This is a genomic window from Nocardia takedensis NBRC 100417, from assembly GCF_000308695.1.
Taxonomy (GTDB): domain Bacteria; phylum Actinomycetota; class Actinomycetes; order Mycobacteriales; family Mycobacteriaceae; genus Nocardia; species Nocardia takedensis.
The window spans coordinates 1-20,398 of sequence record NZ_BAGG01000061.1 but is presented as its reverse complement, the minus strand read 5'-3'; the positions used below and the strand labels follow the sequence as shown (position 1 = coordinate 20,398).

The following is a 20,398-nucleotide window of genomic DNA, read 5'->3' as shown; positions in this document are numbered from 1 at the left end:
GTGAGAATTCCCGCCCCCGAAGCATTTTCCCAGCAACCGCCGGAAGAATACCTTTCGGTTTCTCAATTCCGGCGCGGGGCGGGCGACCACAGGTTCGAATACCGCCGGGTAACAAAACCTTTCGGTCTCTAATTTGCGCCGTGCCCGCCGACCGCTGTTCCGCGCCCGCGCAACGTCCCGGCGACCGCCCCGGCCGACGCCGGGCAACCCCACCGCCGTACACCTCGTCGACGCCGTCGCCGCCGCCCCGACCGGACAGATCCGTCCGCGGACGGGCGCGCGCGTCACCCGAGCACAGCGCGCGGCATTACCTCGGGCGTTATCGCCCAACGGAATACGACGATATCCAGCGGCACCGCTGTGACACCGCACAACAACACCCGCGCTTTCGCGCGCCGTTCCCGAGGCGGGCACCCGGCGGACCGGACGCGCGGGCCGGTGGATACCGCTCGCCGCGCGCCGCGCGAAAGTTCCCGGTACCGTTCGTCATCACAAGGACTCCGGGGCGCCGCCCGGGCAGTACCGTCCTGTCCAGCGATTTTCGCCGGTCCGGGCGATCTTGTTCGACTGCGAAACAGTCGGCGACCCTTTATCCGAAAGAAATACACGACACCGCGCGCGGAATTGTGTCACAGCAGCGGAATTCGGTGTTCCGCAAATTCTCGCGAACTCGGGAAATGCACCGTAGAGCGGTCTACGTAATAGGGCGTTCGCACTTTTGCGAACGCTCGGCGGCACACCCGACACGCCCATGACGGAAACACCGGGCCCCGTGCGGGACACGCGCCGCCACACCGCGTCTCAGTCGGTCGCGGCGACAGCGATCGACCGCGGCACCGCCGCCGGGGCCGGATCCGCGCCCCTCGGGGCGAGCGCCGCCAGGGTCGGCCCGACGCTGGTGAACAGCGAGCCACCTCCGGCCAACGGCAACCGCGCGGACGTCGTCCCCACGAACTCCACGCGACGGTCGTCGGGGTAACACAATTCGCTGTCCAGAGCGCGCGGCGCGGACAGCGCGTCATCGGTCGCGCCACCCCCGCCGAGTTCGAGTCGGTGCCGCAGCAGCGGGGTCACGACCTCGGCGGTCCGCAGATCGGCGATCAGATCGCCGCGCCAAGCGCCCACGTCCTCTCCCGCGCGCCCGATCTGGACGCGCTCGCGCAACCGCAGGCGCGCGTCCGCGGCCAGGCGCACCGTGGTGCGCACCTGGTGGCGCGCACCGCCCGCCACCACCAGCGGTTCCGGATCGACGTCCAACCACCCGCCGGAATCCACCTCGAAACTCCAGTGCGCCACCGAGATCGGCGTCGCGGTACTCGGCAGCGCCAACGTCGCCGCCACCGAGCGCACCGTCAACCGCGCGCCCGCACCGACCACGACCGTGACCTCGATCTCGTCACCGCCCAAGGGCGTGGCCGCCGTTCCGATCAGATGCACCCGATCCGGGCCGGTGCGCCGCGCGGCCAGCCCGCCGAACGCCTCGATCCGGGGCAGCGCGCCGCGCGCCGCGACGATCCTGAGCTCAGTGCGCAACCGCGGCCGACTCGTTCGCGATCCGCAACTGTTCGCGCACCCACGCCAGGACGGGCCCGGCCGCCGGGTCCGCGGTCAGCGAGATCAGCGCCGTCGGCCTGCCCTCGCGCACCGCCGCCGCGTCACGTTCCATCACCCCGAGATCCGCGCCCACCAGCGGGGCCAGGTCGGTCTTGTTCACCACCAGCAGATCCGAGAACGTCACCCCCGGACCGCCCTTGCGCGGCACCTTGTCCCCGCCCGCGACATCGATGACGAAGATCTGCACGTCGATCAGGCCCGAGGAGAACGTGGCGGTGAGGTTGTCGCCGCCCGACTCGACCAGGATCAGATCCAGCGGCGGATTCGCCGCGATCAGGTCGTCGATGGCGTCGAGGTTGGCGGTGATGTCGTCGCGGATCGCGGTGTGCGGGCATCCGCCGGTCTGCACGGCGGTGATCCGCTCGTCCGGCAGCACCGCGTGCCTGCGCAGGAAATCGGCGTCCTCGGTGGTGTAGATGTCGTTGGTCAGCACCGCCAGCGACAGTTCCTCGCGCAACTGCCTGCACAGCGCCGCGACCAGCGCGGTCTTCCCCGACCCGACCGGACCGCCGATCCCGATCCGCAGCGCCTCCCCCGCGCTGCGCTCGCGTTTCGGACGATCGTGGGAATGATCGTGCGGTTCACCATCGATCAGATGCGGCGGCATGGCGGGTGGTCCCTTCTCTCGGAAAATCGGTGTCAGCTGGCGAACAGCGGCATGTCGCGGCGCAGGTGCCGCTCGGCCAGCACGTCCTGGAGCGGATCGGACAGCGCGGCCGGTCCGGCGGCGGCCTCGACGGCGGTGCTGTCGCACAACGCCGCCAACCGCACGGTGCAGGCCGCGACGGCGGCCGGGTCGAGGGCGAGCAGGCGCTGCGCCGCGGTCGCCGCGCCGCTGAGGGTCGTGTACACGACGACGTCGGCGATCTCGGTCGCGGTCAGGTCGCAGGCCGCGCCCACCGCCCCGAACACCGTCGACAGGTGCGGACGCGGCCCGAGCGCCGCCCAGTCCCCGGCAGGCCAGAGCTGTTTGGCCAGGCGCAGCAGACCGCGCCCCTGCGCGCGCGAGGCGGCGCGGGCGGCGGGTGACGGGGTGCGCGCGTCGGCCTCGACCTCGGCTTCGGCGACGTCGAGCGCGCCCGAGCACACCGCGGCCGCGAGCGAGGCCGTCACCAGCGCGGTGGTGCGCACGCGGCGGCGCAGGTACTGCTCGACCGTCGCCACGTCGCGCACCAATCCCGAGGCCACGGCCTCCTCGACCCCGCCCGAGTGCACGTGCCCGCCGATGGGCAGCCGCGAATCGGCCAGGGCCAAGAGAATCGCCCGACTCCGCGCACCGCTGTCCCGCATCCGACGATCCTATGCGCGCGCCGTACGGGTATTCCTACGCACCCGCGCGGGTAGAAGCGCGCTCGCGCCCGCTCGCCCGCCGTACGACGATGGACCGATGTCGCACCAGGGGGAGCCGCCGGTCTCCATCGCCCAGTGGATCGCGCGCGCCGTGGCCGTGGTGATCCTCATACCGCTCCGGCTCGTATGGGAAGGGGTGAAGCTGTGCGGCAAGGTCGTCGTGCTGAGCCTGGTCTTTCTCGCCGAACACCTGCTGTTCCCGCTGTGCTCGTTCACCTGGCACTGGGTGATCCGGCCGCTGTGGCTGTTCTGCAAGGATTTCCTCTGGGGTTGGCTGCTCCAGCAAGTCCTCTGGGGGCTGATCCTGACCCCCGTGCTGGCCTTCGTCCTGGATTTCGTGCTGCGACCGCTGCGGCACGCGATCGAACGGTGGCTGTGGCAGCGGGTGCTGCGGCCCGCGCTGACCTGGCTGTGGCGCGCGGTGCTGCGACCGGTCCTCGAATTCGTGCTCGGTGCGCTCTGGCTGACGATCGAATGGCTCATCGTGCGCCCCTTGGTGGTGCTGTGGCGGTACGTGCTGAAGCCGCTCGGCCGGGCACTGGGCGCGACGCTGCGCTTCGGCTGGCGCGTCGCCACCCGCGTGGTCCGGGTGCTGCTGGTGATCCCGTGCGCGTTCGTCTACCGCATCGCGCTGCGACCGGTGCTCGTCGCGCTGGCGGCGGTCTGGGTGCTGCTCGTGGCGCGACCGGTGGCCTGGGTGTACCGCACGGTGCTGCGGCCGATGAACAAGTGGGCGGCCGAGATCGTCACGAGCGTGTTCGGCAAGTGAGCGACCACGCTTCGAGCCGGACTGGTCGGCATGGACCGGACGGCGCGGGTGGGCGCGGGTCGGCACGGGTCGGGCCTCGAGAGGTTCGTGCGGGCGCGAGGCTCCGACGGTCGAGTGCGGGGTGATCCTGTGGTTCGACATCACGCCTTCGGCGCGGACCTGCGGGTCGCGACGAAGGCGATGACCGCCATGATCACCAGCAGCGCCGCCCCCACCGTGGTCGCCACGTGCAAGCCGTCGACGAAGGACGCGCGCGCGGCATCGGACAGCGCGGTGTCGGTTCCGGCGATCTCGATGGTCTCGCCGAGCGTCGCGGCGTAGTCGCCGCCGGAGCGGAAGACCAACGCCGCCAGCGATCCGAGCAGCGCGAGGCCCAGGGCGTTGCCCAACTCGAAACTGGTCTCGGAGATGCCGACCGCCGACCCCGCCCGTTCCGAGGGCACCGAGGACACCGCGACATCGGAGACCAAGGTGAACGACAGGCCGTAGCCGACGCCCGCGATGGCCGAACCCGCGAGGTACCAGCCCACGCCGCCGTCGACCGCGATGCCGAGCAGCATCAGGTTGCCGACCGCCGAGGCGAGCAGCGCCACCACGAACGTGGCGCGCACGCCGAGGCGGTGGGCCACCCGCGCGCCGCCCATCGAGAACACGAACACCGCCACCGCCATCGGGATGCCGAACAGGGCCGCGGCCAGCGGATCCCTGCCGGTGACCGATTGCAGGTAGATGCTGGTCAGATAGCTCATCGCGGCCAGCGACATCATGCCGACCAGGCTCGCGCCGATTGCCACCGAGAACTGCGCGCGCCGGAACAGGCGCAGGTCCAGCAGCGGTTCGGCCAGGTGCCGCTGACGCCGGACGAACAGCGTCAGCATGGCCGCGCCGAAGACCAGAATGATCAGGCTCTGCGCGTCGACCCCCTCGGCCGCGGCGTGTTTCACCGCGTACACCACCGGCAGGATGCCGCCGATCGAGAGCGCGACGCTGGGCAGGTCCAGCGGGCCGAGCACCGTCGAGCGGTGTTCGGGCAGCAGGAACGGCCCGAAGGCGAGCAGGATCAGCAGCACCGGCAGATTGATCAGGAAGACCGCGCCCCACCAGAAGTGGTGCAGCAACAGTCCGCCGATGATCGGGCCGACCGCCGACCCGCCGGCGAAGAAGGCCGTCCACACGCCGATCGCGGCGGCGCGTTCGCGCACGTCGGGGAACAGGCCGCTGATCAGCGACAGACTCGACGGCAACAGCGTCGCGCCGCCGACGCCCATCAGGGCGCGCGCGGCGATGAGCACGCCCGCGCTGGGGGCGAACGCCGCGAGGACCGAGGCCAGACCGAAGATCGCCGCGCCCGCGAGCAGGATGTTGCGCCTTCCGACGCGGTCGCCGAGATTGCCCATCGTGATGAGCAGGCCCGCGATGAGGAAGCCGTAGATGTCGAGGATCCACAACTGCTGGGCGGCGGAGGGGTCCAGATCGGCGGTGAGGGTGGGCATCGCCAGGAACAGCACCGAGATGTCCATCGACACCAGCAGGACCGGCAGCAGCAGCACCGCCAGACCCAGCCACGCGCGCGGCGCGCGGACCGGCGCGTCCACCGTCTCCACCTGTGTCATTCCCGTCGTCCTCTCCGTCTCGCGTACACCGTACGCGTCAGCCGGGTACAGTGTACGCATGACCGACGACAAGCGGAAGCGGGGTCATGGGATGACCGACCGGAAACTCACGCGCGAAGCGATCATCGACACCGCCATCGCCCTGGCCGACGCCGAAGGACTCGACGCGCTGTCCATGCGGCGCATCGCCGAACGCATGGAGACCGGCGCGATGTCGCTGTACCGCCACGTCGCCAACAAAGACGAACTGCTCGCCGCGATGACCGACGAGGTCTCGCGCCGCAACCCCTATCCCGATGCCGCGGGCACCGGATGGACCTGGCGCGACCGCGTCCGCATCGCCGCCGAGATCGACTGGGCCCTCTACCGGCAGCACCCCTGGGTGATCCTGGCCTTCGCCACCCCCCGCTACAGCTTCGGCCCCGCCGGTCTGGCCTGCCTGGGCTGGCTGGTCGAAGGATTCCGGGAACTCGACGTCACCCCGCGCGAGGCGATGCAGATGTCGTTCTCGGTGTGGAACTACATCTCCGGAGCCACCCTGCCCGAGATCAGCTCGGCGCTCATGGCTCGCAAAGGCATCGAACCCGACACCACCAACGGATTGCGCGCTTTGCTGGTCGGACGGCCGATGTGGACGCCGCCCGCCGCACTGGCCGACCTCGAGGGCGCCGGGGTGAGCGAACTCACCTCCGAGGAACTGCTCTACGCGGGTCTGGCGACCCTCTGCGACGGCATCGAGGCCCGCCTGCGCGCCCGCGCCCCGCTGCTCGGGGCCGATCGGACATCCTGATCGCCCGCGCGCTTGACCCCAACCTCACTCGAGGTTGAACAGTGGTCCCATGCACGCGATCCGACTGCACGCCTTCGGCCCCGCCGAGAACCTCCGCCTCGACACCGTCCCCGACCCGGTCCCCGGCCCTGGCCAGGTGCGCGTGGCGGTGGCCGCCGCCGGGGTCCACCTGGTCGACACCACGCTGCGGCGCGGACTCCCCGGCCCTTCCCCCCGCCCGACCTGCCGACGGTGCCCGGCCGGGAGATCGCGGGCACGGTCGACGCACTCGGCGACGGCGTCGACCCCGCGTGGCTGGGCCGACCGGTGGTCACCCATCTCGGGGCAGCACCCGGCGGTTACGCCGCCCTCGCGGTCGCGAACGTCGAACGCCTGCACGACATCCCCGACGGCCTCACCCCCGCCGAAGCCGTCGCGATGATCGGCACCGGACGCACCACCGTCGGCATCCTCCAGTACGCCGATCTCGGCCCGGACAGCGTCGTCGCCGTCACCGCCGCCGCGGGCGGCATCGGCACGCTGCTGGTCCAAGCCGCCGCGCACGCGGGCGCACAGGTCATCGGGTTGGCGGGCGGCCCCGACAAAGTCGCCCGCGTCGCCGCCAACGGCGCGCACCTGGCCCTGGACTACCTCGATCCCGCCTGGCCCGAAGCGCTCCGCGCCCGCTACGGCGACCGCGCGGTCACCGTCCTCTTCGACGCCGTCGGCGGCGACGTCGCGGGAACCCTCACCGACCTGTCGGCCGACGGTGGCCACCGCCTCGTCTACGGCTTCACCGACGACGAACCCCCGGCGAGCACCCGCGACGTGACCGTCACCCACGTGCTCGGCCCCACCCTGCTGGCACCGGTGGGCGGGGACATCCGCGTCCTCGAGACCCGTTCGCTGGCCGAGGCCGCGGCGGGTCGGCTACGGCCTGCTATCCAGGCGTTCCCCCTCGCCGACGCGGCCGCCGCGCACCGCGCGCTCGAAACCCGCGCCACCACCGGAAAAGTCGTACTCATCCCCTGACCGGACGCCGCGGCCACCCGTTCGGCGTCAGGAGTCGGTGTCGTCCGCGACCACGGCGTAGGCGAAGCCGTCCCAGCCCTTCGAACCGACGGTCTGCACGACGGTCGCGTCGAGGCGGGGTTCGGCGGCGAGTTGTTGACCTTGTCGGCGTCGATGAACACCAGATCGAACGGGGCGGGCCCCTCCTCCAGCAGCACGGGGAGGCTGTCCAGCGCCGCGCCCACCCGGATCTCGACCCGGTCGCCGACGCCCGCCGCGTCGAGGTTGGCGCGCGCCACCTCGGCGTGCCGCGGTTCGTACTCGAGGGTGAGCACGGACCCTCCTCGCCCACCGCGCGCGCCAGCCAGATCGTGCTGAAGCCGCCCAGGGTGCCGATCTCGAGCACCCGGCGCGCGCCGACCGACCGCGCGAGCAGATGCAGGAACTTGCCCTGCGCGGGCGAGACGTCGATGGCGGGCAGTCCCGCCTCGGCGTTGGCCCGCAGCGCGGCGGTGGTCTGCGGATCGTCCACCACGCCCGCCACGATGTAGTCGTCAACGGTCGCCCAGTCAGGTGCAGTCATGATCGAAAGTCTGCCACCGGACGGCGCACCGTGGGGATGCCTGCGCTCGCCGTGCGCGCAATGGCGATGCGTGGCGGACGGCGTCATCCGGGCAGGTCAACCTCCGCGCCCCTGTCCGAAGCGCCTCGGACGAACCCGACCGTCCCCGGCGATTCGCTGGCCGCCCACCCGCTATCCCTGCTTCTTCTGATCTACCGTTTTGCACATCAGCCCGGCAGTGACAAACCCACGAGCACATGTCTCAATGCGCATATTTACGTATCCGAATGGTTTTGCGATCAGCCGAACCCGAGCGACCGAGATCGACGCGACTCCCGATCAGGAACCTCGCGAGAAAGTTCGGACACACCGCTGCCGCCACTCGCACGGCCAAGCCGACCGCGACGACCGTATCTTGCGGACGATGACAACCGGCCGACCACTCCCCCACGCCCCCAGCGGGATTCACCGATAACTCGGGTCGTTCTCCTCGCGATGACTGGTGACGGTGAATCGGATGACGCGTTCGAGATCGGTGCGCAGGCCGACCCGGTCCACGGGTTCGGCCTGGATCAATCCCCCGCTGTTGCGCACCAGGTAGCGCCCGTCCGGGTAGTCCATGACGTGGAAGCCTCGCGAGGGCGCGGGACGATTGTCGAACGCCGGTCCCCCGTAGACGGCGAAATGCACGACCAGACTGCGCGGACGTTCGAAGAAGCGGCGGGCGCGGGTGCGCGGCGAACGGTCGGCGTCGTCGTACCCGTAGGACCGGCCTTGGTCCTCCTCTTCGATCTCGCGGCGCGAGACCTCGACACCGCTGCCCTGTCCGCGCGGGGTGTCGGGCAGCAGTCCGACCAATCGCTGCGGTAGTCGCCCGGCGTCCATGATGGTCAGACGCACGGTGCCGCCACGGTAGGGCGACCCGGTGGGTTCCTGCACCAGCAGGACCGCGTGCTGATAATGCGCGGCCGCGTGGACGCGCAATTTGTCGCCGTCCTTGGCGCCGGCCACCTCGATGCGCGCCTCGGGTTCGGCCAATACCCGGATCGCTCCGTACAGTTCCTCGTCGAGGACGCGATGCAACGCGTCGGCCTCGACCTTCCACGCCTCGTCGTGTTCACCGACCGTCGCGAAGGTGGATCGATATTGCAGGGGATAAGGCAATACGTCGCGGTCGGCCGCACGCCACAACACCTTGAATGCCAGCGGGGTGAACTCCCACTCCCGTAAGCTCATTCGCCGATCACCGGCGGAACGGTCCTCGCCCGGTTCACCTCATCCAATCCCGTCAGTTCCTCGCCGTTACGCTGATTGATCAAATAATCCTTCGTCTTGCGCTCTTTGTCATCTTCCCCGTTGTTTCTGGGCGACATTCCGCCCATTCCGGGGGTTCCGGTGCTCGCGCGGCCCGTCCCGGCGCCACGATTCCCGGAGGCCGCCGCCGCGGCGCCACCCGCTCCGCCGGGGGTTCCGGCGCGACTGCGCCCGGGCGACCCCGTGCCGTTGCCCGTACCGGACCCGCCGGGGGTGCGGGAGAGTCCGGGCGTGCCGGACAGACCCGGACCGCCGGACCCGGGCGTGCCCGATCCCGGTGTGCCGGTGGTGGGCCGGTTCTGGGTGGGATCGCCGCCGGGGGTGGTCGGCGTGGCCGAACTCGGGGTGGTGGGCGTGTAGTTCGTCGAAGAATCGACGCCCGAAGGGGTGGTCGACTGCCCGGCGCCCCGGGGGTCGGTGGCGGGAGCGCCCTGGGACGCGGGGTCGGCGCCGGGGGTGGCGGGATTTCCGGTCGACGGCGTTGCGGTGCCGCCCGGCGAATATCCGCCCGATTTCTCGTAGCCCGGGTCTTTCGGTTGCGGCGGGTCCGTCGAATCCTGGATCGGGTTGTACGGTTTGGGCACCAGCGGGACCTGGGTGTCGGCTTCGCGCACGGCGGGATAGAACACATTGCGCACGACATTGACGTTGGCGTCGTGATATTGCTCGTCGCGGTGATGGTCCAACCGCCAGGTGGGGCCGGGCACCCAGCCCGCGACCGTGCTCGACCACGTGGAATCGGGGGCTTCCTGGACGGCGGGTTTGGTGATGTCGACCGCCGAGCGCACGATTTTGACCTTCTCGGCGATCAATTGGACCGAGCCGACCAGATCTCCGGATTTGTCGACGTAGGCCGTGATGCCCTCGGCGGCGGCCGAACCGGCGCTGCCCGTCCATTTCTCGGCGATCGCCTTGGTGATCTTGTCGCTGAACACCGGCAGGCCGTCCCGCAATTTGTCGCGGATCGCCTCCCAGCGATCGTGCAGGTTCTTCAGCTCGCCCGGCTGCATGGCCTGGACGCGGGCGACCAGATCGTCCATGCCGTCGGGATCGGCGAAGGAACTCGCGGGCACCGCGGACCCTTGGTAGGTGACCGACTCGACCGCCTCCATGACCTCACGGATGCGGTTGCGCGCCTGGATGGCCTCGACGCTCTCGTCGCCGGACAGTTCGGGCGGACCCGATTTGCCCTGTTCCATCAGCACCGCGGCCATGGCCACGATGAACGGTAGTGCCATCGCTCCCCCTGCTCAGCTCGCCCATTCGGATCCGTCGATCATGCTTGCAAGTTTGGACGCGCCCGCGCCCCCTTCGGTTCCCCCGAATTCGTCCGTCCCGGGGGAACCGTCATTCCAGCCAGGACCTGCCCTGGTAGCACAAATCACCTCGCTAGACCCTACCGAGCGCGCCACGCCGACCCGCGTGCCGGTCCGCGCGGCCCGGCGCGCGAGCTCAGAACAGGAAATAGCGCTGGGCCATGGGCAGTTCCGTCGCGGGCTGCTCGGTCCAGACCTCGCCGTCGACGCGCACGGTGAAGGTGTCGGGGTCGACCTCGATGCGGGGCATCGCGTCGTTGCCGGGCATATCGGCCTTGGTCACCGCGCGAACGTTCTTGACCGGCGCGAGTTTTCGACGGACGTCGAGGCGATCGGCCAGTCCGTCGGCGATGGCCTGTTCGGAGACGAAGTGCAGGGAGGTGGCCGCCGCGGCGGGGGCGGCGGCGCCGAACATCGGGCGCGGCAGCACCGGTTGCGGTGTGGGGATCGAGGCGTTGGCGTCGCCCATCGCGGCCCAGGCGATCATGCCGCCCTTGAGCACCGCGTGCGGGCGCACGCCGAAGAAGGCGGGCTCCCACAGCACCAGATCGGCCAGTTTGCCGACCTCGACCGAGCCGATCTCGTCGTCGAGACCGTGCGCGATCGCCGGGCAGATGGTGTATTTCGCGACGTAGCGACGCGCCCGCAGATTGTCGGCGCGGCCGTCGCCGGGCAGCGCGCCGCGCCTGCGCTTCATCACGTGCGCGGTCTGCCAGGTGCGCAGGACGACCTCGCCGATGCGGCCCATCGCCTGGGAGTCGCTGCCGATCATGGAGATCGCGCCCAGATCGTGCAGCAGGTCCTCGGCCGCGATGGTGGAGGGCCGGATCCGGCTCTCGGCGAAGGCGAGATCCTCGGGGATCGAGGCGCTCAGGTGGTGGCACACCATGAGCATGTCGAGGTGTTCGTCGAGGGTGTTGACGGTGTGCGGGCGGGTCGGGTTGGTCGAACTGGGCAGCACGTTGGGGTGCGCGGCGACGGTGATGATGTCGGGCGCGTGCCCGCCGCCCGCGCCTTCGGTGTGGTAGGCGTGGATGCCGCGGCCCGCGATGGCCGCGATGGTGTCCTCGACGAAACCCGCTTCGTTCAGGGTGTCGGAGTGCAGGGCGACCTGCACGCCCGCCGCGTCGGCGACCCGCAGGCAGGCGTCGATCGCCGCCGGGGTCGACCCCCAGTCCTCGTGCAGCTTGAAACCGGAGGCCCCCGCGCGCAACTGCTCCCACATGGCTTCTTCGCTGACCGTGTTGCCCTTGCCGAGCAGCACGATGTTCAGCGGCCAGTGATCGGTGGCCTCGAGCATGCGGGCCAGATGCCATGCGCCCGGGGTGACGGTGGTGGCCTTGGAGCCTTCGGCGGGGCCGGTGCCGCCGCCGATGAGGGTGGTGATCCCGCCGCCGAGCGCCTCGTCCATCAGTTGCGGGCAGATGAAGTGCACGTGGCAGTCGATCGCGCCGGCGGTGAGGATGCGACCGTTGCCCGCGATGATCTCGGTGCCGGGCCCGACGACCAGGTCCGGGTGCACTCCCGACATGGTGTCGGGGTTGCCCGCTTTGCCGATGCCGCAGATGCGGCCGTCGCGAATGCCGAGGTCGGCCTTGACGATTCCCCAGTGGTCGAGGATCACCACGCCGGTGATGACGGTGTCGGGCGCGCCCTCGGCGCGGGTGGCGCGCGACTGCCCCATGGATTCGCGCAGTACCTTGCCGCCGCCGAAGACGGCTTCCTCGCCCGCGAGTCCCGGTCCGCCGCAGCGGTCCTCGGTGATCTCGATCAGCAGATCGGTGTCGGCGAGCCGGATCCGATCCCCGGTGGTGGGCCCGAACAGTTCCGCGTAGCGGGCCCGACTCAACTCACTCATCTTCCGACCTCCCGGTCTCGCCGCGTCCGTTGCCGTGCCCCGCAGCCATCGAGTCGACCGGGCGGGTTCGGGCCGATGCCGTACACCTCGCGCGTGCCGCCCAGCGGTACGAGCCGGACGCGTTGGGCCAGACCGGGTTCGAACCGGACCGCCGTGCCCGCCGGGATGTCGAGGCGACGGCCGTGGGCGGCGGCGCGGTCGAACTCGAGCGCGGCGTTGGCCTGCGGGAAGTGCACGTGGCTGCCGACCTGCACGGGTCGGTCACCGGTGTTGACGACGTCGAGTTCCACGCGCGGCGCACCCGCGTTCAATTCGATGACGCCCTCGTCGCAGAGGAATTCTCCGGGGATCACGCGCGCCCCTCAGCCGATCGGATGGTGGACGGTGACGAGTTTCGTGCCGTCGGGGAAGGTGGCCTCGACCTGCACGTCGTGGATCATCTCCGGCACACCCGCCATGACGTCGGCGCGGGTGAGCACCGTGCGCCCCGAGGACATCAGTTCGGCGACCGACCGCCCGTCGCGCGCGCCCTCGAGCACGTGGTCGGTGATCAGCGCGACCGCCTCGGGGTGGTTGAGTTTGAGTCCGCGTGCCTGCCTGCGGCGCGCCAGTTCGGCCGCGTAACTCAGCAGCAGCCGCTCCTGCTCGTGCGGCGACAGTCGCATCCGGGCTCCTCACCGATTCCGACGACACGGGTGACGGTCATTCTGGCACGGCCGTTCCGGGGATGCGGAACGAGCGCTCAGTCCCGGTTCGGCAGGTTCTGCAACCGCACCTGGCCGTGCGCGACAGGGCGGCGCTGTTCGTCGACGATGACGACCTGCCACAGTTGCTGGGTGCGCCCGCGGTGCACCGGGGTCGCCTCGGCGGACAGGGTGCCTTCACGTACCGCGCGCAGGAAGTCGGTGTTGTTGTTGACGCCGACGACGGTGCCGCCGGTACCGAGCCAGACCGCGCCCGCGATGCTGGCCAGCGTCTCGATGACGGTGCAGTAGACCCCGCCGTTGACGATGCCCATGGGCTGGTGCAGATGCGGTTCGACGACCCATTCGCCGCGCACCCGGTCGGGGGTGATCTCGGTGTAGCGCAGGCCGACCACGTCGGCGAAGGTCCCCTTGCTCGCCTCGTTCATCTGCTCGGGGGTAAGGCCCGCCAACGACGCGGGGCGCTCCTGGTTGCTCATGCTCTCACCTTGGCATTGCCGGCGGATCGCCCGCGTGGGGGGTGTGTCCGCGCGCCGGAGTGCGCTGTGCGCGTGGGAAAGACCGGCGAAGACGTAGCGGCGGGCTCCCACCGGAGTGGAAGCCCGCCGCGGCAGGGGATCGGGGGTCACCGCAGCCCTCGGGACTCTCGCTCGATCCGTACGCCGTGATCAGTATAGGTCAGGCTTACCTAACTAAGCAAGGGCTTCGGCGCACCGGCAGTCCGCGCTCCTCGAGGGCGAGCAACAACCCTTGTCCGCGGCGCGCGCCCGCCAGCGCGTCGGTGCGCGCCAGATCCGGGACGTAGGTCGCCGCGCCCACGATGGATTCGCCCACCAGCGACCAGAATCGGCGCGCGCTCAACCCGGAGCACCGACCGAGACCGTGCTGGATCAACGACAGCGAGGCGACGCAGCGGTGCGCCAGCCACACGTACATCGCCCGCTCGCACGGCAGCGCGACGACGCCGGGCTCACCCGCGCGCCGATCGCCCGCGACCACGCGGATCGTGGTGTCCGACAGGCCGGCCCAGTCCAGGCCGCCGTCGTTGTCGTTGTGCACCCAGAGATTCTCCAGACCCGGGTCCCACGCCGCGCCCTCGGCGACCAACAGCGCGGCGACCCGGCCGACGACGGCGTGGATGAGCGCCGTGGCGACCACTTCCGCGGCGGTGTCGGCGCTGATCATCTCCGCGGCGTGCCGCCGGTACATGAGTTCGATGCGCCCCTCGTGCAACCCTTCCGACAACTTCCACCAGCGGCGTTTGCCCTGATCGTTCATGGCCGCGACGGCGTAGACGCGCGGATGCTCGGGTTGCAGCGCGCGCAGCCGATTACAGGCATGGCCGAAGACCGCCTCGCTGTGGCGGGCGGCGAATGGTGTCATGGGCTCGAACATCGAACCTCCTCGGGGTCGGCTCCGTCGCAGAGTCGAATCAAAAGATAGGTTAGGCTTACCAGACCTAGCAACCCCAGCACCACCTCTAGTCAGGAGTAAGTTCGTCGCCGTGACACCACTGGGTTCCCTGAGGCGACGCCGCTTGACCGGCCTGCTCGCCCTAGTCGCGCTGCTCGCGCTCGCGGTGCTCGCGAGTGTCGCCATCGGCACCCGATCCCTCTCCCCCGCAACCGTTTACGACGCCCTCCAGAACGCGCTCAGCTGCCCCGGCGGGCCCTTCAGCTGCCCCGCGGAATCGACCGCCGCCGAGATCGTGCGCGGTCTGCGACTGCCCCGCACGGCGTTGGCGCTGGTGTGCGGCATCGCACTCGGGGCCACCGGCGCGCTCATCCAGGGCTACACCCGCAACCCGCTCTCCGACGCCGGACTGCTCGGCCTCAACGCCGGCGCGGCCTTTCTCGCCGCGCTGAGCATGTACCTGTTCGGCTTCACCCGGCCCGACCAGTACATCTGGTTCGCCTTCGCGGGCGCGCTGATCGCGGGAGTCGTGGTCTTCGGCGCGTCCTCGCTCGGCGGCAAGGCCAGTCCGCTGAGCCTGGTGCTGGCGGGCGCGGCGGTGACGCTGTTCCTACAGGCCATGACCAACGCGGTGGTCACGCTCGACGCCTCCGCGCTGGACACCTACCGCTTCTGGGTGGTCGGCACCGTCGCGGGCCGCGACGCCGAGATCTTCTGGCAGATCCTGCCATTCCTCGCCGTGGGCCTGCTGATGGCGGTGGCCGCCTCCCCCGGGCTCAACCTGCTCAGCCTCGGCGACGACGTCGCGCGCGGACTCGGCGTGAACATCGGCCGCAGCCGCGCCATCGGTCTGGCCGCCATCGTGCTGCTGTGCGGGTCGGCCACCGCGGCGATCGGCCCGGTCGCCTTCCTCGGCCTGGTCGCCCCGCACATCGCCCGGTTCTTCACCGGCCCCGACTACCGTTGGCTGGTCCCGTATTCCGGCCTGTTCGGCGCGCTGCTGCTGCTCGGCGCCGACGTCCTTGGCCGTGTCGTGGCCCGCCCCGACGAACTCCAGGTCGCGGTGATGCTCGCGGTGATCGGCGCGCCGTTCTTCCTCGTCTTCGTCCGCCGCCGGAAGCTGGTGAGTCTGTGAGCGCCACCGTGAAGACCGACGCCGACACCTTGCGCGCAAGCCGTCCCGCCCTGCGGATCGGACCGCTGTCTATGGTGCTGCGCCCGCGGATGACGATCATCGCGCTGGCGTTGATCGCGGCGCTGTTCGTCCTGTTCTGCCTCGACATCGCCGTCGGCGACACCCACATCCCGCTGGACCGGGTGCTCGACGTGCTCGGCGGCGGCGGTACCCGCGCCCAGCGCTTCATCATCTGGGAATCGCGGATGCCGCGCGCGCTGACAGCGCTCGTGGTCGGCGCGTCCCTGGGTCTGGCGGGCGCGATCACCCAGTCGATCCTGCACAACCCGCTGGCCAGCCCCGACATGCTCGGCATCACCTCCGGCGCGAGCCTGGGCGCGGTCGTCGTGCTGATCGGCGTCGGCAACACCGGCTTGGCGGCCTCGGTCGGCGCGCCCGCGGCGGCCGCGTTCGGGGGCCTCGCGACCGCGCTGATCATCTACGCCCTGGCCTGGGGACGCAGCGCCACCGGCGAATCCGGGGCCACCGGAATGCGGTTGGTGCTCATCGGCATCGGCGTCAACGCGGTGCTGGTCGCGGGCATCAGCTGGGTGCTGACCCGCGGCTCGCTCGAAGACGCCACCCGCGCGCAGTTGTGGGTCAACGGCTCGCTCAACGCCGCCGACGACTCGACCCTGATCCCCGCCGCGCTCGTGCTGGGCCTGTCGCTGCTGGTCGCGACGATCTCCGCGCGCACCTTGGCGGTGCTGCGCCTGGGACCGGAGAGCGTCACCGTCCTCGGCGTGCGGGTGCAGACCCAACAGGCGCTGCTGCTCGGCACCGCCGTACTGGTCGCCTCGGTGGCCACGGCGGCGGTCGGCCCGGTCGGCTTCGTCGCGCTGGCGGCGCCGCAGATCGCGCGCATGGTGTTCCGCACACCCGGCGAACCACTCGTCGGCTCGGCCCTGTTCGGTGCGATCCTGGTGGTGGGCGCGGACGTGGCCTCGCGCACGATCTCGCCGGTCGAGCTGCCCGTCGGCATCGTGACCGCCGCCTTCGGCGGACCGTTCCTGCTCTACCTGCTCGTGCGCATGAATCGGAAGGCGACCTTGTCATGACCACCGCACCCGACTCCACCGCACCGGAAGTCACCGTCCCCGCCGCGCAGCACCGCCTGCGCGCCGAGGGCGTCACCCTCGGCTACGGCGAACGCGTCATCATCGACGGCTTGGACCTCGAGATCCCGACCGGTGTCGTCACCACCGTGATCGGCCCGAACGGCTGCGGCAAGTCGACGCTGCTGCGCTCGCTGGGCAGGCTGCTGCGCCCGCACCAGGGGCGCGTGCTGCTCGACGGCAAGGCGATCACCTCGATGAAGACCAAGGACGTCGCCCGCGTGGTCGGCATGCTGCCGCAGACGCCGGTCGCCCCCGAGGGGCTGACCGTCGCGGATCTGGTCGCGCGCGGACGTCATCCGCACCAGTCCTGGATCCGGCAGTGGTCGGCGACCGACGAGGCCGAGGTGATGACCGCGCTCGAGCAGACCGGCATCGCCGATCTGGCCGACCGCGCGCTCGACGAACTGTCCGGCGGGCAGCGCCAGCGCGCGTGGATCTCGATGGCGCTGGCCCAGGGCACCGACATCCTGCTGCTGGACGAACCGACCACCTACCTGGATCTCGCGCATTCGCTCGAGGTGCTCGACCTGGTGGACCTCCTGCACGACGAGATGGGCCGCACCGTGGTGATGGTGCTGCACGACCTGAATCTGGCGATCCGCTACAGCGATCGGCTGATCGTGATGCGGGCCGGCCGGATCGTCGCCCAGGGCGCGCCCGCCGACATCATCGATGCCGAGCTGTTGCGCGAGGTGTTCGGTCTGGCGGCCACGGTGCTCGAGGACCCGGTGTCGGGTCGTCCGATGATCGTCCCGATCGGGGCCAGGCACGTCCTGGGATCGGACACGCCGCGCTGACCGGGTATGACCAATACCACACAGCTACCCGACAGTTACGACAAGGTGTAGTACGCCATTGCGTCGTTGAGTCTCTAAACTTGTGGGATGGCAGGACTTGGTGAACTCGAGAAGGCGGTCATGGACCAGCTGTGGTCCAGTGACGAACCGCAGACGGTCCGGCAGGTGCACGAGGCATTGGCCGCACGCCGTGAGCTCGCGTACACCACGGTGATGACGGTGCTCCAGCGGCTCGCGAAGAAGAATCTGGTGGTGCAGCGGCGCGACGACCGCGCGCACCGCTACGCCCCCGTGCACACCCGCGACGAATTGGTCGCGAGTCTCATGGTGGACGCGTTGCAACAGGCCGAGGAGGCGGGCAGTCGCGCCGCCGCCCTCGTGCACTTCGTCGAACAGGTCGGCCCCGACGAGGCCGACGCCCTGCGGGAGGCACTGGCTAAGCTCGAATCATCCGAAGGTTCCTGATACCTTCGGCGCGACGCGCACAACGCCGTGCGCGTCTTGGCCCCACAACGCAGTGAGCTGAGTCGATGAACGCAACCGCGCCGGTCTTCGCCGGTCTCGCTTTGCTTCTCGCGGGGCCTGCTCCAGCGCTGTTGAGCCGCGCGACGTGGCCGTACCGAACGCCACGCGCGGCGTTGGTCCTGTGGCAGGCCATCGCGCTCGCCGCCGTGCTCAGCGCCTTCGGCTCCGGCCTGGCGATCGCGGCGGAACTGTTGGTCCCCGGCCCCGACGGCCGCCCGACCACCTCGCCCACCCGGGAGATCGACGCCCTCGGACTCCCCCTGTGGCTGGCCTACGTCACCGTCTTCGCCCTGACCCTGCTGGTCGGCGGCCGCCTGATGTTCTCGATCGTGCGCGTCGGCGTGCACACCCGCCGTCGCCGCGCCCGCCATCGCATGCTGGTCGACCTGCTGGACCAGAGCGGGCCGCACCGCCGCGCCGCCGACATCCGGGTGCTGGCCGCCACCGAACCCATCGCCTACTGCCTGCCCGGCCTGCGCCAGCGCGTCGTCCTCAGCGAGGGCACCCTGACCAGCCTCGACGAACCCGAGGTCACCGCGATCGTCAGCCACGAGCGCTCGCACCTGCGGGCCCGCCACGATCTGGTGCTCGAGGCGTTCACCGCCGTGCACGAGGCGTTCCCGCGCGTGGTGCGCAGCAAGGCCGCGCTGGGGTCGGTGAAACTGCTCATCGAACTGCTCGCCGACGATTCGGCGGTCAAGGTCACCGGCCCCGCGCCGCTGGCCCGCGCGCTGGTCGCCTGCGCCAAGTCCACCGCGCCGCAGGGCGCGCTCGCCGCGGGCGGGCCGACGACGCTCATCCGCATCCAACGACTCAACGAACGCATCGGCGATCTGCGGGTCGCCTCGGCCGCGTATCTGGGGTCGGTGGCCATCCTGGTCGTCCCGACTCTCGCGGTCGCGGTACCCTGGTTGGTCGAACTCAGCCGACTCTTCCACGGCTGACGCGACCGGCGGCGGCTCGACGAGTCCGCCGTGGCTCCGTGCGGTGGGACACACCACCGAGACCGATCAGCGCCACCGGTCGCTGAAATACGAAAGGCACCTTTTGACCTCCTCGCTCACCGCTGCCTCGACGTCCCCAGTGACGTTCGCGGACCTGGGCCTTCCCCCCGTGCTCGTCCAGGCCCTGCGCCGCGACGGCATCGACGCCCCGTTCCCGATCCAGGCGGCGACCGTTCCCGATGCCCTCGCGGGCCGTGACGTGCTGGGGCGAGGGCCGACCGGATCGGGCAAGACCCTGGCCTTCGGCCTGCCGATGCTGGTCACGCTGACCGGCGGCGCCGCCGCGCCCGGCCGCCCGCGCGGTCTCGTACTCGTGCCCACCCGCGAACTCGCCGCCCAGATCGAGAAGTCGCTCGACGCGCCCGCCCTGGCGCTGGGCCTGCGCATCGCCTCGGTCGTCGGCGGCGCGCCGATCAAACGCCAGGCCGACCGGCTAGCGCGCGGCGTCGACCTGCTCATCGCCACCCCCGGCCGCCTCGAGGACCTCATCGCCCAGCGCTCGGCGGATCTGTCCGACGTGCGGGTCACCGCGCTGGACGAGGCCGATCACATGGCCGACATGGGCTTCCTGCCGCAGGTGGTCAAACTGCTCGACCGCACCCCGAAAGACGGTCAGCGCCTGCTGTTCTCGGCCACCCTCGACGGCGACGTCGACAAGCTGGTCAAGCGCTATCTGCGCGATCCGGTCACCCATTCCACCGCGCCGCCGTCGGCTTCGGTGTCGACCATGTCGCATCACCTGCTCTACGTCGGCGACAAATTCGCCAAGCGCGCCGTGGTCGCCGAGATCGCCGCGCGCGACGGGCTGACCATCATGTTCGTGCGCACCAAGCACGGCGCGGACCGTCTGGCCAAGCAGTTGCGCGGGGTCGGGATCGCGGCGGGCGCGCTGCACGGCGGCAAGGCGCAGAACAACCGCACCCGCACGCTGGCGGCCTTCGCCGACGGCACCACTCCCGTGCTGGTGACCACCGACGTCGCCGCGCGCGGCATCCACGTCGACGGCATCTCGCTGGTCGTGCACGTCGACCCGCCCGCCGAGTCCAAGGCGTATCTGCACCGGGCCGGGCGCACGGCGCGCGCGGGCGAGGACGGCGTGGTCGTCACGCTGGTCACCGCCGAGGAGCGCTCGGACGTGGAGAAGATGACCCGCAAGGCGGGCGTGGACGTGGTCGGCGTCCAGGTGGTCGCGGGCGACCGCGATCTGCGCGACATCACCGGCGCGCGGACGCCGCCCGGACCGGGCGCGGCGATCGTGCCCACCCCGCCCGCGAACGTCGCGAGCACGGATCAGGCCGGTACGTCCACGGGTCGCCGACGCGGGCGCGGCGGTGCTTCCGCGCGCGGTCCGGTGGTGGGCGCGACAGGTGCGGCGGGCTCGTCCCGGCGCGGTCGCGGTTCCCGGCAGGGCGGCGAATCCGACTCGTCGACCCGCTCGGGCGGACGCGACGGGGCGGGCTCGGGGCGCACCGGCGGCGATCGTTCCG

At 70.8% G+C, this 20,398-nt stretch carries 20 protein-coding genes and 1 pseudogene; 9 read left to right on the top strand and 12 right to left on the bottom strand.

All coding sequences use genetic code 11. The annotated features are described in order from the left end of the window. Positions 1-801: 801 nt before the first annotated feature. From ON30_RS12455 to ON30_RS12445, 3 genes are read right to left on the bottom strand one after another with little or no spacing between them, the layout of a single operon-like run. A complete protein-coding gene (locus ON30_RS12455) occupies positions 802-1,533 on the bottom strand; it encodes an urease accessory protein UreD (RefSeq protein WP_051029246.1) in 732 nt (243 codons plus the stop codon). Beyond that, on the bottom strand, positions 1,523-2,221 hold the full coding sequence (gene ureG, locus ON30_RS12450) for an urease accessory protein UreG (protein ID WP_040706813.1): 699 nt from the start codon (positions 2,219-2,221) through the stop codon (positions 1,523-1,525). The genes ON30_RS12455 and ureG overlap by 11 nt, the downstream gene beginning before the upstream one ends. A gap of 32 nt (positions 2,222-2,253) precedes the next feature. Continuing rightward, positions 2,254-2,904, bottom strand: coding sequence for an urease accessory protein UreF (locus ON30_RS12445; protein ID WP_040706811.1), 651 nt, complete (start codon positions 2,902-2,904; stop codon positions 2,254-2,256). A gap of 97 nt (positions 2,905-3,001) precedes the next feature. Here ON30_RS12445 and ON30_RS12440 point away from each other — a divergent pair, with 97 nt between their 5' ends. Beyond that, positions 3,002-3,733 (top strand): hypothetical protein, encoded by a 732-nt coding sequence (locus ON30_RS12440; RefSeq protein ID WP_040706809.1) that lies wholly within the window; start codon positions 3,002-3,004, stop codon positions 3,731-3,733. A 140-nt stretch (positions 3,734-3,873) separates the two neighbouring features. On the opposite strand, the gene ON30_RS12435 is transcribed toward ON30_RS12440, so the two are convergent. Beyond that, positions 3,874-5,346 carry an MFS transporter gene (locus ON30_RS12435; protein WP_051029245.1) on the bottom strand — a complete coding sequence of 491 codons (1,473 nt, stop codon included), beginning with the start codon at positions 5,344-5,346 and terminating at the stop codon, positions 3,874-3,876. 58 nt (positions 5,347-5,404) lie between these two features. Here ON30_RS12435 and ON30_RS12430 point away from each other — a divergent pair, with 58 nt between their 5' ends. Together ON30_RS12430 and ON30_RS12425 are read left to right on the top strand one after the other, a co-directional pair. Further along, positions 5,405-6,136, top strand: a complete 732-nt coding sequence (locus ON30_RS12430) for a TetR/AcrR family transcriptional regulator (RefSeq protein ID WP_245554017.1) — start codon at positions 5,405-5,407, stop codon at positions 6,134-6,136. 231 nt (positions 6,137-6,367) lie between these two features. Continuing rightward, positions 6,368-7,147, top strand: coding sequence for a zinc-binding dehydrogenase (locus ON30_RS12425; RefSeq protein WP_245554016.1), 780 nt, complete (start codon positions 6,368-6,370; stop codon positions 7,145-7,147). A 27-nt stretch (positions 7,148-7,174) separates the two neighbouring features. Here ON30_RS12425 and ON30_RS37335 read toward each other — a convergent pair. The 8 genes and pseudogenes from ON30_RS37335 to ON30_RS12385 form a co-directional block, all read right to left on the bottom strand. Further along, positions 7,175-7,709 (bottom strand): annotated as a pseudogene (locus tag ON30_RS37335) (O-methyltransferase). Positions 7,710-8,153: 444 nt separating this feature from the next. Further along, positions 8,154-8,924: an ESX secretion-associated protein EspG gene (locus ON30_RS12415; RefSeq protein ID WP_040706803.1), complete on the bottom strand. Its 771-nt coding sequence runs from the start codon at positions 8,922-8,924 to the stop codon at positions 8,154-8,156. Beyond that, positions 8,921-10,240 (bottom strand): hypothetical protein, encoded by a 1,320-nt coding sequence (locus ON30_RS12410; RefSeq protein WP_040706800.1) that lies wholly within the window; start codon positions 10,238-10,240, stop codon positions 8,921-8,923. Before ON30_RS12410 ends, ON30_RS12415 begins: the two co-directional genes overlap by 4 nt. Before the next feature lie 214 nt (positions 10,241-10,454). Further along, complete coding sequence (locus tag ON30_RS12405; protein WP_040706798.1) at positions 10,455-12,176, bottom strand: urease subunit alpha; 1,722 nt, start codon at positions 12,174-12,176, stop codon at positions 10,455-10,457. After that, positions 12,173-12,529 carry an urease subunit beta gene (locus ON30_RS12400; protein ID WP_051029241.1) on the bottom strand — a complete coding sequence of 119 codons (357 nt, stop codon included), beginning with the start codon at positions 12,527-12,529 and terminating at the stop codon, positions 12,173-12,175. Before ON30_RS12400 ends, ON30_RS12405 begins: the two co-directional genes overlap by 4 nt. Before the next feature lie 9 nt (positions 12,530-12,538). After that, positions 12,539-12,841, bottom strand: coding sequence for an urease subunit gamma (locus tag ON30_RS12395; RefSeq protein ID WP_040706796.1), 303 nt, complete (start codon positions 12,839-12,841; stop codon positions 12,539-12,541). Between the two features lie 77 nt (positions 12,842-12,918). Next, positions 12,919-13,308, bottom strand: coding sequence for a PaaI family thioesterase (locus tag ON30_RS12390; RefSeq protein ID WP_040706793.1), 390 nt, complete (start codon positions 13,306-13,308; stop codon positions 12,919-12,921). Positions 13,309-13,564: 256 nt separating this feature from the next. Further along, entirely contained in the window at positions 13,565-14,275 is a 711-nt protein-coding gene (locus tag ON30_RS12385; RefSeq protein ID WP_040706791.1) for a hypothetical protein, read from the bottom strand. A gap of 109 nt (positions 14,276-14,384) precedes the next feature. On the opposite strand from ON30_RS12385, the gene ON30_RS12380 reads away from it, so the two are divergent. The 6 genes from ON30_RS12380 to ON30_RS12355 all read left to right on the top strand — a co-directional run. Next, the gene (locus tag ON30_RS12380) at positions 14,385-15,428 is read left to right on the top strand and encodes a FecCD family ABC transporter permease (protein WP_083911337.1); all 1,044 of its coding nucleotides are present in this window, start codon (positions 14,385-14,387) and stop codon (positions 15,426-15,428) included. A 71-nt stretch (positions 15,429-15,499) separates the two neighbouring features. Beyond that, positions 15,500-16,525 carry a FecCD family ABC transporter permease gene (locus tag ON30_RS12375; RefSeq protein WP_083911360.1) on the top strand — a complete coding sequence of 342 codons (1,026 nt, stop codon included), beginning with the start codon at positions 15,500-15,502 and terminating at the stop codon, positions 16,523-16,525. Beyond that, positions 16,522-17,382: an ABC transporter ATP-binding protein gene (locus ON30_RS12370; RefSeq protein WP_040706785.1), complete on the top strand. Its 861-nt coding sequence runs from the start codon at positions 16,522-16,524 to the stop codon at positions 17,380-17,382. Before ON30_RS12375 ends, ON30_RS12370 begins: the two co-directional genes overlap by 4 nt. An 87-nt stretch (positions 17,383-17,469) precedes the next feature. Further along, positions 17,470-17,847 carry a BlaI/MecI/CopY family transcriptional regulator gene (locus ON30_RS12365; RefSeq protein ID WP_040706783.1) on the top strand — a complete coding sequence of 126 codons (378 nt, stop codon included), beginning with the start codon at positions 17,470-17,472 and terminating at the stop codon, positions 17,845-17,847. Positions 17,848-17,912: 65 nt separating this feature from the next. Then, the gene (locus tag ON30_RS12360; protein WP_040706782.1) at positions 17,913-18,851 is read left to right on the top strand and encodes a M56 family metallopeptidase; all 939 of its coding nucleotides are present in this window, start codon (positions 17,913-17,915) and stop codon (positions 18,849-18,851) included. A gap of 139 nt (positions 18,852-18,990) precedes the next feature. Next, positions 18,991-20,398, top strand: a 1,408-nt coding sequence (locus tag ON30_RS12355; RefSeq protein ID WP_245554015.1) for a DEAD/DEAH box helicase, incomplete at its 3' end; no start/stop codon positions are given.

Bases quoted from the DNA above. Each gene is read 5' to 3' on its own strand.
- ureG (WP_040706813.1), bottom strand. From the start codon at position 2,221: ATGCCGCCGCATCTGATCGATGGTGAACCGCACGATCATTCCCACGAT.
- ON30_RS12445 (WP_040706811.1), bottom strand. From the start codon at position 2,904: ATGCGGGACAGCGGTGCGCGGAGTCGGGCGATTCTCTTGGCCCTGGCC.
- ON30_RS12440 (WP_040706809.1), top strand. From the start codon at position 3,002: ATGTCGCACCAGGGGGAGCCGCCGGTCTCCATCGCCCAGTGGATCGCG.
- ON30_RS12435 (WP_051029245.1), bottom strand. From the start codon at position 5,346: ATGACACAGGTGGAGACGGTGGACGCGCCGGTCCGCGCGCCGCGCGCG.
- ON30_RS12430 (WP_245554017.1), top strand. From the start codon at position 5,405: ATGACCGACGACAAGCGGAAGCGGGGTCATGGGATGACCGACCGGAAA.
- ON30_RS12415 (WP_040706803.1), bottom strand. From the start codon at position 8,924: ATGAGCTTACGGGAGTGGGAGTTCACCCCGCTGGCATTCAAGGTGTTG.
- ON30_RS12410 (WP_040706800.1), bottom strand. From the start codon at position 10,240: ATGGCACTACCGTTCATCGTGGCCATGGCCGCGGTGCTGATGGAACAG.
- ON30_RS12405 (WP_040706798.1), bottom strand. From the start codon at position 12,176: ATGAGTGAGTTGAGTCGGGCCCGCTACGCGGAACTGTTCGGGCCCACC.
- ON30_RS12395 (WP_040706796.1), bottom strand. From the start codon at position 12,841: ATGCGACTGTCGCCGCACGAGCAGGAGCGGCTGCTGCTGAGTTACGCG.
- ON30_RS12390 (WP_040706793.1), bottom strand. From the start codon at position 13,308: ATGAACGAGGCGAGCAAGGGGACCTTCGCCGACGTGGTCGGCCTGCGC.
- ON30_RS12385 (WP_040706791.1), bottom strand. From the start codon at position 14,275: ATGTTCGAGCCCATGACACCATTCGCCGCCCGCCACAGCGAGGCGGTC.
- ON30_RS12375 (WP_083911360.1), top strand. From the start codon at position 15,500: ATGGTGCTGCGCCCGCGGATGACGATCATCGCGCTGGCGTTGATCGCG.
- ON30_RS12370 (WP_040706785.1), top strand. From the start codon at position 16,522: ATGACCACCGCACCCGACTCCACCGCACCGGAAGTCACCGTCCCCGCC.
- ON30_RS12365 (WP_040706783.1), top strand. From the start codon at position 17,470: ATGGCAGGACTTGGTGAACTCGAGAAGGCGGTCATGGACCAGCTGTGG.
- ON30_RS12360 (WP_040706782.1), top strand. From the start codon at position 17,913: ATGAACGCAACCGCGCCGGTCTTCGCCGGTCTCGCTTTGCTTCTCGCG.